A 14,698-nucleotide genomic window follows, 5' to 3' on the forward strand; every position below is an offset into this window, starting at 1 on the left:
CAATCTATCTAGCCCTTGCTTGGTAGGCCGGCGCCATGCCGCTATCTCGTCGGTCAGCGTGGCGCGCGATAGGCCACCGTGCCGCCGACCAGGGTGTAGCGGACTTTACCATGCAATTCCATACCGGCAAATGGCGTGTACTTGCCCTGGCTGAGCAGTTCTTCGGGGTTGGCGCGCCAGACGGCTTCGGCATCGAACAGGCATAAATCGGCCGGTCGCCCGACATTGAGCGCCCCGGTGGGCAGGCCCAGCAGACGGGCCGGATGGGCCGTGATCGGTGCCAGCGCCGCCGCCAGTGGCAGGCGCTTATGGGCGCCCCAGGCGAGGGTCAGCGGCAGCAGCAGTTCCAGGCCGGTTGCGCCGGGACGGGCTTCGCCAAACGGCAGCAGCTTGTCGTCGTCCTCGATCGGGCAATGGTCGGAACAGATCGCATCGATGGTGCCATCGACCAGACCCTGCTGGATCGCCTCGCGGTCGCTGGTGCTGCGCAGCGGCGGGTTGAGGCGGGCGCTGGTGTCGAAATAGCCGATATCGATATCGGCCAGATGGACATGGTTGATCGACACATCGCAAGTGATCGGCAGGCCGAAGCGTTTGGCCGCGTAGACCATTTCCACCCCCTCGCGGCTCGACAGCCGCTCAAGATGGACACGGGCCCCAGTTTCCTTCATCAGGATGATCAGGGTCGAGATCGAGATGGTCTCGGCAATCGTGGGAATGCCGGGCAGACCGAGCCGGGTGGCCACTTCGCCGTCGTGGGCCACGCCGCCGGCGGCGAGCGTGGCATCCTGCGGCCGCAGCCGCAGCGGCAGGTCGAAGGTGGCGGCGTACTGCATGGCACGGAACAGCACCCGATGGTCGGTCAGCGGCGCATCGGCCTGCGAGAAGGCCACACAGCCGGCGTCGCGCAATTCGGCCATTTCGGTCAGCTCCTGACCGGTCAGCCCGCGGGTCAGCGCGCCGATCGGGTAGACCTGGGCGAGCTTCAAGGCATCGGCGCGCGATTTGAGCATCTGGACCAGACCCGGCTCGTCGAGATTGGGGTCGGTATCGGGCGGACAGCACAGCGCGGTGATGCCACCGGCCACCGCTGCGGCGAGTTCCGATTGCAGCCGGCGTTTCTGCTCGCCGCCCGGTTCGCCCAGCCGGGCCGACAGATCGACCAGACCCGGGCAGCAGATTAGGCCCTTGCCGTCGATGGTCTCATCGGCCTGAAAGCCTGGCGGCGGGGCGGTGCGGCCGACGATCTGGCCGTCGGCGAGATAGAGATGGTCGATGGCTTCGAGGCCCGAGACCGGATCGACCAGACGGGCGTTGACGATGGCAATGCGCTTCATTGTTTGTTCTCCGCCAGGATCGCCATCACGGCCATCCGGACTGCGATACCGAAGGTCACTTGGGGCAGGATCACCGACTGGCTGCCGTCGGCCACGGTCGAGTCGATCTCGATGCCACGGTTCATCGGGCCGGGGTGCATCACAATGGCGTCGGGTTTGGCGTGGGCCAGCTTGTCGGGGCTCAAGCCATACGATTTGAAGTATTCGGCCGCCGAGGGCAGCAGTGCCCCGCTCATGCGCTCGTTTTGCAGACGCAGCATGATCACCACGTCGACGTCCTTGAGACCCGCTTCCATATCGTGGAACACATGGACGCCCAGTTGTTCGACGCCCGTGGGCAGCAGGGTCTTGGGAGCGATCACCCGGACTTCGGGACAGCCCAGGGTGGTCAGCGCATGAATCTGCGAGCGGGCCACGCGTGAATGCAGGATATCGCCGACGATGGCCACCCGCAGATTGTTGAATTCGCCCTTGTAGTGGCGAATGGTGTACATGTCGAGCAGCGCCTGGGTCGGGTGGGCATGGCGGCCGTCGCCGGCATTGACCACATGGACATTGGGCTGGACATGGCGGGCAATCAGAAACGGTGCGCCCGATTCGGCATGGCGCACCACGAACATATCGGCGCCCATCGCTTCGAGATTGTGGATGGTATCGAGCAGCGTCTCGCCCTTGGCGGTGGAGCTGGCACCGATATTGAGGCTGATCACATCGGCGCTGAGGCGCTTGGCGGCAATCTCGAAGGTGGTGCGGGTGCGGGTCGAGTTCTCGAAAAACAGGTTGAACACCGATTTGCCGGCCAGGGTGGTGTGCTTTTTCTCGTCGCGCTCGGCCGCATTGGCGTAGTTGCGGGCGCGGTCGAGGATCTGGCGCAGGATCGGGGCGGGCAGGCCCTCGGTGGTGAGCAGATGGGTCAGCTCGCCGTGTTGGTTGAGTTGCGGGTTGTACATGCCGTACTTCCTGTGGTGACAGCGGCGCCCGATGCGCCGCTCAGCGGGTTGGGGGAGCGGTGTCCAGCCAGCATTGCAGGATGCGCATCGCCGCCACCTGATCGAGTGCGGCACGGCGCCGGCTGCCGTAAGTGCCGGCCTCGCCCAGCAACTGGCCGGCTTCGGCCGAACTGAGGCGTTCGTCGACGTACTCCACCGGCAGCCCGAAGCGGCCGTGCAGACGCTGGCCGAATTTGCGGGCAAGCCGGGTGAGTTGGTGTTCGGTGCCGTCGAGATGGCAGGGCAGGCCCACCACCAGACGGGTCGGCCGCCATTCTTCGATCAGACGGGCAATGGCGGCGAATTTGAGGTCGTTGCTGGCACCAGTGACGGTGGCGAGCGGAGTGGCAATGCCGGTTTCGCGACTGGCTCCGGCGACGCCGATACGGACTTCGCCGAAGTCGAAACCGAGCAGGTAATCGTTCATCAGGCGTGGCCGGCGGTTTCCGACAGCATCGCCATATCGATGCCAAGCAGGGCGAGGGCGGCTTCGTAACGCTCTTCGGGTGGCAGGGCGAAGATCACCTCGGGGTCGGCTTCAACGGTCAGCCAGGCGTTCTGCGCCAGTTCGATTTCGAGCTGGCCGGCTTCCCAGCCGGCGTAGCCCAGCGTCACGAACAGTCGCTCCGGACCTTCGCCCCGGCCGACGGCTTGCAGCACGTCTTTCGAGGTGGTCAGCCCCATCTGGTCGGTCACGGCCAGGGTGGACTGCCAGTTGCCCAGCGGCTGATGCAGCACGAAACCGCGATCGGTCTGCACCGGGCCGCCGAAATAGACCGGCAGATCGGCGACATTCTCGCGGTGCAGTTCGATATCGATCTGCTGGAACAGCGTGCGCATATCCATGCCGAGCGGGCGGTTGACGATGATGCCCATGGCGCCGTGCTCGTTATGGTCGCAGACATAGGTCAGGGACTTGGCAAAAATCGGATCGGCCATGGCAGGCATAGCGATCAGGAATTGGCGGCTCAGGTCGATGGCACTCATTTTGTCATTATCGCATATCGTGATCGTTCAGTAGGGAGGCAGCAGCCTTCGCAAGCCATGCCACAGCACCAGGGCCAGAAAGCCCAGATTGCGCAGCAACTGTGGCGCGAACCACGGTTGCCGCAGCGCGGCATGGTCATGGCCGTCGAGGGCGGCGGCGAGTCGGCGTATCCGCCGCTGGTTCCAGGGCCAGTCACGCAGACCCTTGAGCGCCGTGACGGGTAGACCGGTTTCACCCACCGTCGCCCCGACCAGACTGCCGGTAATGGCTGCCGTGCTGTCGGTGTCGCCACCGCAGCCGATGATGGCGGCCAGTGCGGCGTCGAGGTCGCGTGGCTTGCTGAGCCAGGCGTGCAGTGCGGCCGGGACGGTATGGACGATATAGCCAGTCACACCCTTTTCCCAGCCCATCCGCTGGCAGAAGGCCCGGGTGGTTTCACCCTGGGCGATGCTGGCCAGCATATCGTCGAGTCTGGCCAGCAATTCTCCTGCCGCAGGGGCGGCTCGTCGCGCCAGCTCATGGCGCCAGCGGGCCGGGTCGAAATCGTCGCGGGCAGCTGCCGCGGCGGCCAGGGCGATGGCCAGCGCTCCCAGTTCGGCGCGTGGATCGCGATGGGTCAGCCGGGTCGAGACCACGACAAAGCCGGCGATCCGCTCAGGCGTGGCAGCAAAACGCACGCCGATGATCGCGGCCCGCATCGCCGGGCCGTTGCCGGCCGAGCGCACGCCGCTGCGAGACGGCGGAAAACCCAGCCAGAGCTTGAGGATTGCCCGTCCCGTCGCCAGCCCGATTCCCGCCGGCAGCGCCGCCAGCCACCAACGCAGCCGCCAGGCCAATACCTGGCCGAAACGGACCGGATCGTCGGCGCATTTGCCCAGTGCCTGGGCAGTCAGGCAGGCGTGCTCGGTATCGTCGGATACCAGGCCCAGCCCCGGCAGCAAGCCATAGCCGTCAAGCCGTGGCCGCCACGCTTCGAGCCGGCGTCGGCTCAGATTCTCGTAGGCAAGGCCACGCGCGTCGCCGATGGCACCGCCCAGCAGGCAACCGGCGATACGGTCGGTAGGGAACATAGGGGGCCGTCAGCGGATACAGACTGGTTTCGGAGCCCGCAGTTTCGCTGGAGTTCCGACCGGCACGACAATACAGCACTGCTCTCGGCCAGTGTAGACGGCTGGATTGCCTGCGGTTCCACCAGGGGAAGGACGGTAGAGCCATCTATGCAATTTATGCATAGATATTTGATTGAACGCCATTAATTGTCTTGGTAATTGCTTGGGAAGCTATGCATAAAAAGCAAGCCTACCGTCTTGGTGGCCTCTCTGTGCCAGGCCCACCTCCAGTACCATCTCCTCCTCGTCTTTTCCGATTCCGCTCTATGGCCACCTATCCGCTTTCGCTCTGCTGGCTGCGCCGCGATCTGCGGCTGACCGACCAGGCGGCGCTCCATGCCGCGCTGGCCGCTTCGGACCGGGTTCTGCCGGTTTTTATCTTTGACCGCGCGATTCTGGACGGACTGCCGCGCGATGACCGTCGGGTCGATTTCCTGCACCGTACGCTCGCTGCGCTCAAGGCTGAACTCAATGCCCGGGGCCGTGATCTGCTGATCCGCCATGCCCAGGCGAGCGAGGCGATTCCGGCGCTGGCGGCCGAGTTCGGGGCTCAGGCGGTATTCGTCAGCCGCGATTACGAACCAGCCGCCGTGGCGCGCGACCAGACGGTGGCCGCCCGGCTCGAAGCGGCGGGTATTGCCTTTCATGGCTGCAAGGATCAGGTGATCTTCGAGCGCGATGAGGTGCTCACCGCCAGTCGGCAGCCCTTTTCGGTCTTTACACCGTACAAGAATGCCTGGCTTAAGCGGCTCGCTCCGTCCCATCTGCTGCCCTATCCCAGTGAACAGCAACTGGACCGGCTGCTGGCGCGCCCCGCCGAGCCGATGCCGACGCTGGCTGAGCTGGGTTTCGAGCCGACCGATCTGGACGCGCTGGGCATCGTCGCCGGTCCGGCCGGCGCTGCCGCGCGCCTGGACGACTTTCTGCGTCGCATCGACGACTATGCCGAGGCACGCGATTTCCCGGCGGTCAAAGGCGTGTCCTACCTCTCCGTCCATCTGCGCTTTGGCACGCTCTCGATCCGTCAGGCGGTCACCCTGGCTCAGCAGCATGCCGGCCCCGGGGCGGCCGCCTGGCTGAACGAGCTGATCTGGCGCGAGTTCTACCAGCAGATTCTCCACCATCGGCCCGATGTGGTCGGACAGGCTTTCAAGGCCGAATACCGTGCGCTGGCTTTTCCCAACAACGAGGAATGGTTTCGTGCCTGGTGCGAGGGACGAACGGGTTATCCCATCGTCGATGCGGCGATGCGCCAGCTCAATCACAGCGGCTATATGCATAACCGCCTGCGGATGGTGACGGCCAGCTTTCTGGTCAAGGACCTGCTGATCGACTGGCGCTGGGGCGAGCGCTATTTTGCCGAGAAGCTGATCGACTACGATCTGGCCGCCAACAACGGCGGCTGGCAATGGGCCGCCTCGACCGGCTGCGATGCCCAGCCGTATTTCCGTATCTTCAATCCGCTGACCCAGTCGCGCCGCTTTGACCCCGAAGGGAAATTCATCCGCCGCTATGTGCCCGAACTGGCCGGTCTTGCCACGGACGACCTTCATGCACCCTGGCTGGCCAAGCCGGTTGATCGGGCGGCGGCTGGGGTGAGGCTGGGGCAGGATTATCCGTTTCCGCTGGTTGACCATGCGCGACAGCGCGAGGCGGCGTTGGCCTTGTTCAAGAAGGGATGAGAAGGCGTGCGGGAGTCGTCGCGATGTTTCACATGAAACATTCGCAAGAGGCTGATGCTTTGCCTGAGTATTTCGACGACTCCCTGGCCAGAAACCCACCCATCGCAGGGGGCGTCAGGCCGCTTTGCGGCTAGGGCATTGGCAGCCAGTTCGGCGTCAGCGTGTCCGAACCTCACAGCGCAAGCGTGCAGCGCTCGACCAGGGTTGGCGGCGACGACCACTTAAATGGAAATGCGCTACGCACCCTACGCATGACTTGTTGGCGAGATTCATTAATTTTTATAAATAGACCGCAAATAGTCTTGCAAGATAATTGCGTAAAATTTTCTATCTAACTTTGCAGCCGGGCGAGCCTGCCAAGGGCGGCGTCGATTGTCTCGTCGCGTTTGGCAAAGCAGAACCGCACGAGCCCCTGATCGCGCCCGTCGTGATAGAAAGCCGAGACCGGAATGGCCGCGACGCCGATGTCGCGGGTCAGCCATTGGGCGAAGTCGAGTTCGCCCAGATCGGCTCGCAGCGGGCGGTAGTCGACCAGTTGAAAATACGTGCCAGCACAGGGCAGCAGCCTGAAGCCGGCCGCCGTGAGACCGGCGGCGAGCCGGTCGCGCTTGGCGCGGTAGAAATCGGCCAATTGCCGCCAATGGTCGGGCTGCGCCAGATGGGCCGCCAGGGCGTGCTGCATCGGCGTGCTGACCGAGAACACCAGATATTGATGCAGCTTGCGGAATTCATCGCTGAGTTCGGGCGCCGCGACCAGATAGCCGACCTTCCAGCCGGTGGCATGGAAGGTCTTGCCGAAGGAATAGACTGCCGCCGCGCGCGGACGCAGGGTCGGGTGGCTGAGCACGCTGCGGTGGCGGTCGGCATAGACCAGATGCTCATAGACCTCGTCGGCCAGTACCAGCAGATCGTGCCGTTCGGCCAGCGCCGCCAGGGCGTCGAGATCGGCGGCCGAGAACACGCTGGTGGCGGGGTTGTTGGGATTGTTGACCACGATCAGCCGGGTGCGCGGTGTGATGGCAGCGGCGACCTGATCCCAATCGACGGCAAAGCTGGGCGCTTCGAGGGCGATCCGCACCGGGACGGCACCCTGGGCGGCGATGGCGGGAGCGTAGCTGTCGTAGGCCGGCTCCAGCACGATGGCTTCGTCTCCTGCCGCCAGGACTGCCGCGAACACGGTATAGAGCGCCTGCGTGGCGCCGGCGGTGACGGTGATCTCGTGCTCGGGGTCAATGCTGACGCCCTGGCTGGCCAGCAGCTTGGCGGCAATTGCCTGACGCAGGGTCGGCAGGCCGGGCATTGGCGCGTATTGGTTGTGGCCGGCGGCCATGGCGGCGCTGACGCCGGCCAGCAGGTCCGGATCACACGGAAAATCGGGGAAACCCTGCGACAGATTGATGGCACCGTGCTCGTTGGCGAGCTGGGTCATCCGGCTGAAGATGGTCAGACCGACCTGGGGCAGCTTGGAGCGGATGGGCATGGGCAGGATCCGACAAGAGAAGAGATGTCGCATCGTGCCAAGAGCCGCTGCCGCTGGGCAAATAACCTTGTGCTTGGTGTTTATGGCGCCGTTGCCTAAGCAACGCTCGCGGCCATGGAAAACGCCGTCCCCCACAGGTGGGACGGCGTTTAGCGCATTTCCGCGACACGCGGGGTCCGAAGAGCTGGCCACAGCGCGTCAGCAGCAAGCTTGCCAGCGACGCCGATGTGGGGGAAATGCGCCAGCCGGCTGACCGCGTGGATCAGGCAGCGACCGCCAGCGGCGTTTCGAGCGCCGACTCCTTGATGCCCAGGCCGCGCAGCAGCGCGTGCATGGCGGCGCTGACCAGTTGATCGAGCGGCTTCCACTCGACCCAGGGTTCATCGCCCATCACCACATGAAGCGAAATCAGGCCGTGCAGGGCGCCCCAGAACAATTGCACCAGCACATCGGGGTCTTTCTCGACCAGCGTGGGCGTGGTCTCGGCCAGCGAACGGAAGGCCAGGCGGGCGAAAGCATAGGCGTCCTGGCTCGGATTGCCGCGTTCGGCGGCCGCCTCTTCCGGGCTGTAGGGCGGCACCGGGTTCACGAAGATCAGCTTGTACTGCTCGGGATGCTCGACGGCAAAACGGGTGAAATTGCGCGCCAGCAGCAAGATGCGCTGAGCCGGCGGGGCATCGGGGCGGTCGCCTGCGACCAGCCGTTCGGTCAGTACCGCGAAATCGGCATCGGACAGGGCGCGCAGCAGGGCGTCTTTGTCTTCGAACAGCGAGTAGATGACGGTGGTCGAATACTCGATGCGGTTGGCAATGGCCCGCACGGTCAGGGCGTCGTAGCCCCCCTCGGCATAGAGCTCGCGTGCGGCGTCCAGAACCTTCTGGCGGAGTGCTTCGCGGTCGCGCCGCTTTCTGTCTGCGATACCCATGGCTTTGATATTCCTATCGAAATTGAGCGGACGTGCGGCCGGTGATCCGGCTCGTCTGGAGGGAGTTTATCAATCCGTCATGACCGCTTTACATAGAGGGATTTCCCTTATCCCAACCGTGTGTCCTGGCGACGTGGACATTTGACAGAAGGGGTTTATGGAAAAAACCGCCGTTCTTGTTAAGACAATGGCATTGTGGCTTTCGCTTGAGAACCACGCAATATGGGAATGACATTATCCAGCGCCAGAAACCGTTTTTGACAAGCTGTCAAATACGGCAGTGGATTGTTTTTTAACGATTTGGGATGTTTGTGAATTTTCTCTTATATGCCAAAACAGGCTGGTGTGGCGGGGTCACTGCCGTGTAACAATGGCGCCCTGCGCGCGGCGGGGATGGGTGTGCCTGTGAGGGGCTGCTGCTTATTCCACAGGAAAAGAACCGGGCCGTTGGCGGGTTTGTTTCCTGCCAAAACGCCGTTGCGCAACATCCAGTAGCGCGAGTACCGCACGCAGAATGGCCTGGAGGAGGAGAAATCCGGTTGTTTCGGAGACAGGCGTGCGGCGACAAGAGACATATTTTTTATATCTGGACTGATGCACATGGAGCTTTTCGATGAGCAGGCCTGGCCCACCAGTGTGGCCGACCGCTATCGCCGTGCCCAAAGCGCCGCTGCCCAATTGGCAGCGATGGGCTGTACCGAGCGGCTGGATTTCCTGGCCCGATTGGCTGCCGTGGTGCTGCGCCGGCGCGACGAGATCGTCGATCGGCTGGTTGCCGCCACCGGCCAATGCGCGGGCGATGCCCTGATCGAGGAAGTATCGCTGGCGCTGGAATTATTGGCCTATCTGACCCGCCACGGCAGGCGTGCCCTGGCCGGTCGTCGCTGGGGCGGCCTCAAACGGGTGCGTTATCAGCCGCTTGGCGTGGTGCTGGTGCTGGCGCACTGGCATGCCCCGTTCTACCGTGCCCTGAGTTCACTGGCGTTTGCTTTCGCTGCCGGCAATGCCGTGCTGTACAAACCTTCCCCCCATGCCTTGCTGCCCGGTCTGCTCGAATCCTTGCTGACCGAGTCGGGTTTCGACCCCGACTGGGTGCAGATCGTCCCCGGCGACGAGGCGGTCGGACAACGACTGCTGGCCGGCCGGCCCGATAAGGTGCTGTTCTGCGGCTCGGCCAGTTCGGCGCGGGCGGTATTGGCCCAGGCGGTCGAAGGGGCGGTGCCGGTCGAGGTGACGCCGCTTGGCAAGGTGCCGATGCTGGTGTTTGCCGACGCCGATCTCGACGCTGCCGTCGCGGTGGCCGTGCGTGGCGCCTTCGCCAAATCGGGCCAGAGCGGCTGCGCGATCGAGCGTATCTATATCGAACGCGCGGTCTACGCCGAATTCCGCAGCCGGCTGGTGATGGCCTGCCATGGCCTGCGGCTCGGTACCGGGCGCGACGACGATATGGGCCATCTGAGCCAGCCGCATCGGATCCAGACCGTGCGCGAGCTGCTCAAGGACGCGCTGGCCAAAGGGGCACGTCAGCTATGCGGCCATACCTGGGATGGCCATAGCCCCTTTGTCCCGCCCATCGTGCTGGAAGACTGCCGCAACGGCGTCTGGCTGCTCGATGAGCCGGTACTGGCACCGCTGTTGCCGCTTTTCGTCTTCGACCATGAAGACGAGGCGGTCGAGGCGGTGAGCCGCTACCCGACCGGTCCGACCGCGCTGGTCTGGTGCCGCGACCGCAGCCGCGCTGCCCGGGTCGCCGCCCGCTTGCCGGTCAACCATGTGGCGATCAACGCCCCGGCCCGGGTCGATTGGCGCCGCTGCGTCACCGGCCGTCGCCGCTGCGAAGTGTGGCTGCGCTCGCTCTGCCGCTTGCAGACCTGGGACGCCCGCGCCGAACTGCCGCCTGCGGTGGCACGCTATCCCCTGTCTTCAGGCAAATACGCCCTGCACGAACTGCTGGCCGCCACCAATGTGCGCCGTGGCGCCGCCGCGCTGCTGGGCTATGCACGCGCCAAATTTCAGCTACGGCGTCTTCACGACGACCAACGGCGCTGACGTCACCTTCACCACCATTGACATCCTCCCCGGCCTGAAGTCCGGAGATTCCTACGGCGCTCAGGCGCGGCATTGAGCCGCCACTGAGTCGCTTCGGTGGGTTCCTGCTGCTGGCGGCATTGCCTCACCGCTCACTTCACAGGCTAACCGGGCGTGTCCCGCCCTTAGAACATTGATCGCGCCGACCAAGTCGGCGTTTTCCTCGACACCGCATTCCACGCAGGCGAACCGCGCTTGTGTCTGGCGATTCTCCGCTGACACATGCCCGCAGCACGGGCAGGTTCGGCTTGTGTTCTGCGGAGGTACGCCAATCAGATGCCCGCCGTTCCATGCCAGCTTGTAGTCCAACTGGCGGCGGAACTCGAACCAGCCCTGGTCGAGGATGGACTTGTTCAGGCCGGACTTGGCCTGAACGTTCTTGCCCGGCTTCTTGGTTGTACCTGCCGCCGACTTGGACATGTTCCGTACCTGCAAGTCCTCGATACACACCATCGCGTGGTTTTGGCTAATGGTTGTCGTGGCCTTGTGCAGGTAGTCGCGGCGGGCATTGCCGATGCGGGAATGAAGCTTCTGGACGCGGGCTTTCGCCTTCTTCCAGTTACGGCTGAACTTGACCTTGCGGCTCATCGCCCGTTGAGCTTTGCGCAAGGCCATTTCGTGCCGTTTGAAACTGTTGAGCGGTGCCAGAAAGCTGCCATCGCTCATCGTGGCGAAGCGGGCAAGGCCCATGTCGATACCGACCGCACCACCTTGCGGAATGGGCTGTGCAACTTCCCGCTCGGTCTGGATGCTCACATACCACTTGCCGCAGGACTGGCTGACGGTGACGTTCTTCACCGCGCCGAGTACGTCCCGGCTATTGCGGTAGCGCAGCCAGCCGAGCTTGGGCAGGAAGATGCGGTTGTTCGCCTGGTCGAGCTTGATTTGCTTCGGGTCGGGATAGCGGAAGCTGTCCGACTGGCTCTTCTTCTTGAAGCGCGGGAAGTCGGCCCGCTTGGCGAAGAAATTGCTGTAAGCCCGCTCCAAATCCTTGAGCGTCTGTTGCAGCGGGTGCACGGGTGCATTGGCCAGCCATGCCGTTTCCGTGCTGTTGCGCCATTCGGTGAGCAGCTTGCACAACCCCGCATAGCCCAACTTCTTCTCGCCTTGTTCGTAGCGCTCCTTCTGTAACGCCAGTGCCTTGTTGAACACAAACCGGCATGATCCGGCGAAGCGGCGCATGTCGCGTTGCTGCTCGCCGGTCGGCATCAGTTCGTATTTGAAGGCTTGAAGTCGTTCCATACCTCAATAATACTTTTGGTCTATGAGCAATGATAACGATATTCGACAAGGGCGGCACTGTGTTTTCAAGATGCACGTCCATTTGGTCTTTGTGGCGAAATATCGCCGCAAAGTATTCGATGGCGATGCCATCAATCGGCTGCGCACGATCTTCGCCAAGGTCTGCGCCGACTTCGAGGCGCAACTGATCGAGATGGATGGCGAGGACGATCACGTTCATCTTCTGGTGGAGTACCCGCCCAAGGTGGCCGTATCCAACCTCGTGAACAGCCTCAAGGGTGTGTCCAGCCGCTTGCTACGCAAGGAACGGCCGGACATCCAGAAACGCTACTGGAACGGCGTGCTGTGGTCGCCGTCCTATTTCGCCTCATCCTGCGGCGGCGCACCGATTTCCATCGTCCGCCAGTACATCGAACAGCAGCAGACCCCACACTGAAAACAAACCCCCAAGGACGGCTACGCCGTCCGCGCTATCCTTCCCCAGCCTGAAGACCGAGGCTTGCCGCGCACCGGGTCAAAACGCCCAGTTGGAATGGCCTGGGCTTGCCGAACGTCCGGGGCGACTGCTGACCAGGGAGTCGCCCCCGGAAAGCGCCCGATTCTGGGCCTTATCGCCATTTATGCATCCCCTGCCATCTTCGACGCTGGATCGGAATAAGCCATGCGCCCACGTTCGCCTTCGACCATCTGCCGTTGCCTTCCAGGCCGGTTGAGGCGGCCGCGGCCATTGTCGTGTTCATCGCTGGCATGGAGAGGGTTTGCGACTACAATTCCGCACCATGAACCGCTATACCACCCATCTGGTCTGTGCGCCGGAAGACTTGCCCAACTCGGCCCAGGTGATCGAGTGGCTGGTCGCTCCGGGAAATGATGTCATCAGTGATGAACCGCTGGTCTGTTTGGCGGTCGCAGGTGAAGTCCGTATGGTCGTGACGCCGCTTGACGGCGTGCTGGTCGAACAATGCGTCGCCATCGGCGAGCGGCTCGATGCCTGTGGGCTGGTCGCGATGATCGAAGCCGAGGAAAAGCCTTTTGGCGCGAGCTGGTCGATCGATCCCGAAGACGCCGACGCCAGCCTGTCACTGGCTGCCTGCCGCCTCGAAGCGCCGCCGCCGGCGGCTGTGCCTGCGGTGGTGCCCGAGGGCGACGCGCTTGCCTGGTGCGCGGCGCTCGGGATTGCCCCCGATGAGGTCGACTGTGATCAGCACGGCCTGACCGTGGCGGCGGTGCAGCGTCATGTGCGGGCCGAGCTACGCCGACTGGCGGCAATCCGCGAACTTCTTTCAAAATAACCGGCGGTTCTTTGCTGTTGCCGAATCGGCCCTTGGGCTACGCCGGGGCCGTGCCTACCATCCCGCGCTGGCGACGTTCCGTCGCGCTTATTTCCAAGAGGCACCTGATGTCACGCGATCCCGTTCTCGGCCTGATCGGCCAGACTCCGCTTGTTCAACTGACCCGTATCGATACCGGTCCCTGCCAGCTATTCGTGAAAATGGAGAGCCACAACCCCGGTGGCTCGATCAAGGACCGGATCGCGCTGACCATGATCGAAGCGGCCGAACGTGACGGCCGGCTGCAACCGGGCGGCGTCATCATCGAGGCGACCGCCGGCAATACCGGCCTGGGCCTGGCGCTGGTGGCGGCCAGAAAAGGTTACAAGCTCAAGCTGATCGTGCCCGACAAGATGAGCCAGGAAAAAATCCAGCATCTGAAGGCGCTCGGCGCCGAAGTGATCCTGACCCGCTCCGATGTGGCCAAGGGCCATCCGCTGTATTACCAGGACTATGCCCGCCGCGTCGCCGACGAAACCCCGGGCGCGTTCTATATCGATCAATTCAATAATCCGGCCAATCCGCTGGCCCATGAGCTGTCCACCGGCCCGGAAATCTGGCAGCAGGTCGAGCACGAGCTGGACGCCGTGGTGGTCGGGGTCGGCTCGGCCGGCACCCTGACGGGCTTGAGCCGCTTCTTCCGCCGCGCCGCGCCGACGGTCGAATTCGTGCTGGCCGATCCGGTCGGCTCGGTTCTGGCCGACTATGTCGAAAAGGGCGAATACGGCGAAGCCGGCAGCTGGCGGGTCGAGGGCATCGGCGAAGACTTCATCCCGCCGATGGCCGATTTCTCCCAGGTGCGCCATGCCTACCGGATCTCCGACGAGGAGAGCATCGAAACGGCCCGTGCCCTGCTGTCCGAAGAGGGCATCCTGGCCGGCTCGTCCTCGGGCGCGCTGGTCGCAGCCGCCTTGCGCTACTGCCGTGCCCAGACCACGCCGAAGCGGGTGGTGACCTTTGTGTGCGACAGCGGCAACAAGTATCTGTCGAAGCAGTTCAACGAAGGCTGGCTGATCGACCAGGGCCTGCGCCAGTTGCCGCGGCGCGGCGATCTGACCGACCTGATCACTCGCCGCCACGATCTGGGCGCCACCATCACCGCCCGGCCCGACGAGTCGCTCGCCGATGTCTACGCCCGCATGCGCCGCCATGATGTGTCGCAACTGCCGGTGCTCGAAGGCGATGACCAGATCGTCGGCCTGATCGATGAGTGGGATGTGCTGCTGGCCGTTCACGACGAGCCGGAACACTTCCGTCTGCCGGTGCGCAACGCCATGAGCACCGAGCTGGAAACCCTGAGCCCGGCCGATTCGATCGAAAAACTGCTGCGCACCTTCAACGAAGGCCATGTGGCCATCGTGGTGGACGGCGGCCGCTTCCTTGGCCTGATCACCGAAGCCGATCTGGTCAACCACTGGCGGCAACGCTGGCGCTGAGGCGCCGGGGGACGGCGCTGCTGGCCGGTTCCGTCCCGCTCTGCGTACTTCTTGCAAGAAAATTACTAATTTGTTCTTAGCGAACTAACAG

General features: G+C 63.8%; 13 protein-coding genes. 5 read left to right on the plus strand and 8 right to left on the minus strand.

Annotated features, from left to right (window positions below; translation table 11 throughout):
• Positions 1-53: 53 nt before the first annotated feature.
• Genes ACFOW7_RS14705 through ACFOW7_RS14725 form a run of 5 tightly spaced genes read right to left on the minus strand, consistent with a single transcriptional unit; the run spans position 54 to position 4,384 of the window.
• Positions 54-1,337, minus strand: coding sequence for a dihydroorotase (locus ACFOW7_RS14705; protein WP_378165581.1), 1,284 nt, complete (start codon positions 1,335-1,337; stop codon positions 54-56).
• Positions 1,334-2,287, minus strand: a complete 954-nt coding sequence (locus tag ACFOW7_RS14710) for an aspartate carbamoyltransferase catalytic subunit (RefSeq protein ID WP_378165583.1) — start codon at positions 2,285-2,287, stop codon at positions 1,334-1,336. The genes ACFOW7_RS14705 and ACFOW7_RS14710 overlap by 4 nt, the downstream gene beginning before the upstream one ends.
• Positions 2,288-2,327: 40 nt before the next feature.
• Positions 2,328-2,753 carry a Holliday junction resolvase RuvX gene (gene ruvX, locus ACFOW7_RS14715; protein ID WP_378165585.1) on the minus strand — a complete coding sequence of 142 codons (426 nt, stop codon included), beginning with the start codon at positions 2,751-2,753 and terminating at the stop codon, positions 2,328-2,330.
• Positions 2,753-3,313: a YqgE/AlgH family protein gene (locus ACFOW7_RS14720; protein WP_378165588.1), complete on the minus strand. Its 561-nt coding sequence runs from the start codon at positions 3,311-3,313 to the stop codon at positions 2,753-2,755. The genes ruvX and ACFOW7_RS14720 overlap by 1 nt, the downstream gene beginning before the upstream one ends.
• Positions 3,314-3,340: 27 nt before the next feature.
• A complete protein-coding gene (locus ACFOW7_RS14725; RefSeq protein WP_378165590.1) occupies positions 3,341-4,384 on the minus strand; it encodes an ADP-ribosylglycohydrolase family protein in 1,044 nt (347 codons plus the stop codon).
• Positions 4,385-4,689: 305 nt separating this feature from the next.
• On the opposite strand from ACFOW7_RS14725, the gene ACFOW7_RS14730 reads away from it, so the two are divergent.
• On the plus strand, positions 4,690-6,105 hold the full coding sequence (locus tag ACFOW7_RS14730) for a cryptochrome/photolyase family protein (RefSeq protein WP_378165592.1): 1,416 nt from the start codon (positions 4,690-4,692) through the stop codon (positions 6,103-6,105).
• Positions 6,106-6,436: 331 nt separating this feature from the next.
• Here ACFOW7_RS14730 and ACFOW7_RS14735 read toward each other — a convergent pair whose 3' ends face one another.
• Both ACFOW7_RS14735 and ACFOW7_RS14740 read right to left on the minus strand, forming a co-directional pair.
• Entirely contained in the window at positions 6,437-7,585 is a 1,149-nt protein-coding gene (locus ACFOW7_RS14735; protein ID WP_378165594.1) for a methionine aminotransferase, read from the minus strand.
• Between the two features lie 262 nt (positions 7,586-7,847).
• Positions 7,848-8,510, minus strand: coding sequence for a TetR/AcrR family transcriptional regulator (locus ACFOW7_RS14740; RefSeq protein WP_378165596.1), 663 nt, complete (start codon positions 8,508-8,510; stop codon positions 7,848-7,850).
• A 600-nt stretch (positions 8,511-9,110) separates the two neighbouring features.
• On the opposite strand from ACFOW7_RS14740, the gene ACFOW7_RS14745 reads away from it, so the two are divergent.
• Positions 9,111-10,559, plus strand: coding sequence for an aldehyde dehydrogenase family protein (locus tag ACFOW7_RS14745; RefSeq protein ID WP_378165599.1), 1,449 nt, complete (start codon positions 9,111-9,113; stop codon positions 10,557-10,559).
• Positions 10,560-10,619: 60 nt separating this feature from the next.
• On the opposite strand, the gene ACFOW7_RS14750 is transcribed toward ACFOW7_RS14745, so the two are convergent.
• Entirely contained in the window at positions 10,620-11,840 is a 1,221-nt protein-coding gene (locus ACFOW7_RS14750) for an RNA-guided endonuclease InsQ/TnpB family protein (RefSeq protein WP_378165601.1), read from the minus strand.
• A gap of 22 nt (positions 11,841-11,862) precedes the next feature.
• Between ACFOW7_RS14750 and tnpA the strand changes: the two genes are divergently transcribed.
• From tnpA to ACFOW7_RS14765, 3 genes are all read left to right on the plus strand, one after another.
• Positions 11,863-12,276 carry an IS200/IS605 family transposase gene (tnpA, locus tag ACFOW7_RS14755; protein WP_378164313.1) on the plus strand — a complete coding sequence of 138 codons (414 nt, stop codon included), beginning with the start codon at positions 11,863-11,865 and terminating at the stop codon, positions 12,274-12,276.
• A gap of 322 nt (positions 12,277-12,598) precedes the next feature.
• A complete protein-coding gene (locus ACFOW7_RS14760; protein ID WP_378165603.1) occupies positions 12,599-13,132 on the plus strand; it encodes a hypothetical protein in 534 nt (177 codons plus the stop codon).
• A gap of 107 nt (positions 13,133-13,239) precedes the next feature.
• Complete coding sequence (locus ACFOW7_RS14765) at positions 13,240-14,607, plus strand: pyridoxal-phosphate dependent enzyme (RefSeq protein WP_378165605.1); 1,368 nt, start codon at positions 13,240-13,242, stop codon at positions 14,605-14,607.
• The last annotated feature ends 91 nt before the right edge of the window (positions 14,608-14,698 follow it).

Origin of the sequence: Chitinimonas lacunae, from assembly GCF_042650885.1 — a bacterium.
Taxonomy (GTDB): Bacteria; Pseudomonadota; Gammaproteobacteria; order Burkholderiales; family Chitinimonadaceae; genus Chitinimonas_A; species Chitinimonas_A lacunae.

What these genes read in the sequence shown, in the direction of transcription:
- ACFOW7_RS14705 (WP_378165581.1), bottom strand. Translation starts at nt 1,337, where the DNA reads ATGAAGCGCATTGCCATCGTCAACGCCCGTCTGGTCGATCCGGTCTCG.
- ACFOW7_RS14710 (WP_378165583.1), bottom strand. Translation starts at nt 2,287, where the DNA reads ATGTACAACCCGCAACTCAACCAACACGGCGAGCTGACCCATCTGCTC.
- ruvX (WP_378165585.1), bottom strand. Translation starts at nt 2,753, where the DNA reads ATGAACGATTACCTGCTCGGTTTCGACTTCGGCGAAGTCCGTATCGGC.
- ACFOW7_RS14720 (WP_378165588.1), bottom strand. Translation starts at nt 3,313, where the DNA reads ATGAGTGCCATCGACCTGAGCCGCCAATTCCTGATCGCTATGCCTGCC.
- ACFOW7_RS14725 (WP_378165590.1), bottom strand. Translation starts at nt 4,384, where the DNA reads ATGTTCCCTACCGACCGTATCGCCGGTTGCCTGCTGGGCGGTGCCATC.
- ACFOW7_RS14730 (WP_378165592.1), top strand. Translation starts at nt 4,690, where the DNA reads ATGGCCACCTATCCGCTTTCGCTCTGCTGGCTGCGCCGCGATCTGCGG.
- ACFOW7_RS14735 (WP_378165594.1), bottom strand. Translation starts at nt 7,585, where the DNA reads ATGCCCATCCGCTCCAAGCTGCCCCAGGTCGGTCTGACCATCTTCAGC.
- ACFOW7_RS14740 (WP_378165596.1), bottom strand. Translation starts at nt 8,510, where the DNA reads ATGGGTATCGCAGACAGAAAGCGGCGCGACCGCGAAGCACTCCGCCAG.
- ACFOW7_RS14745 (WP_378165599.1), top strand. Translation starts at nt 9,111, where the DNA reads ATGGAGCTTTTCGATGAGCAGGCCTGGCCCACCAGTGTGGCCGACCGC.
- ACFOW7_RS14750 (WP_378165601.1), bottom strand. Translation starts at nt 11,840, where the DNA reads ATGGAACGACTTCAAGCCTTCAAATACGAACTGATGCCGACCGGCGAG.
- tnpA (WP_378164313.1), top strand. Translation starts at nt 11,863, where the DNA reads ATGAGCAATGATAACGATATTCGACAAGGGCGGCACTGTGTTTTCAAG.
- ACFOW7_RS14765 (WP_378165605.1), top strand. Translation starts at nt 13,240, where the DNA reads ATGTCACGCGATCCCGTTCTCGGCCTGATCGGCCAGACTCCGCTTGTT.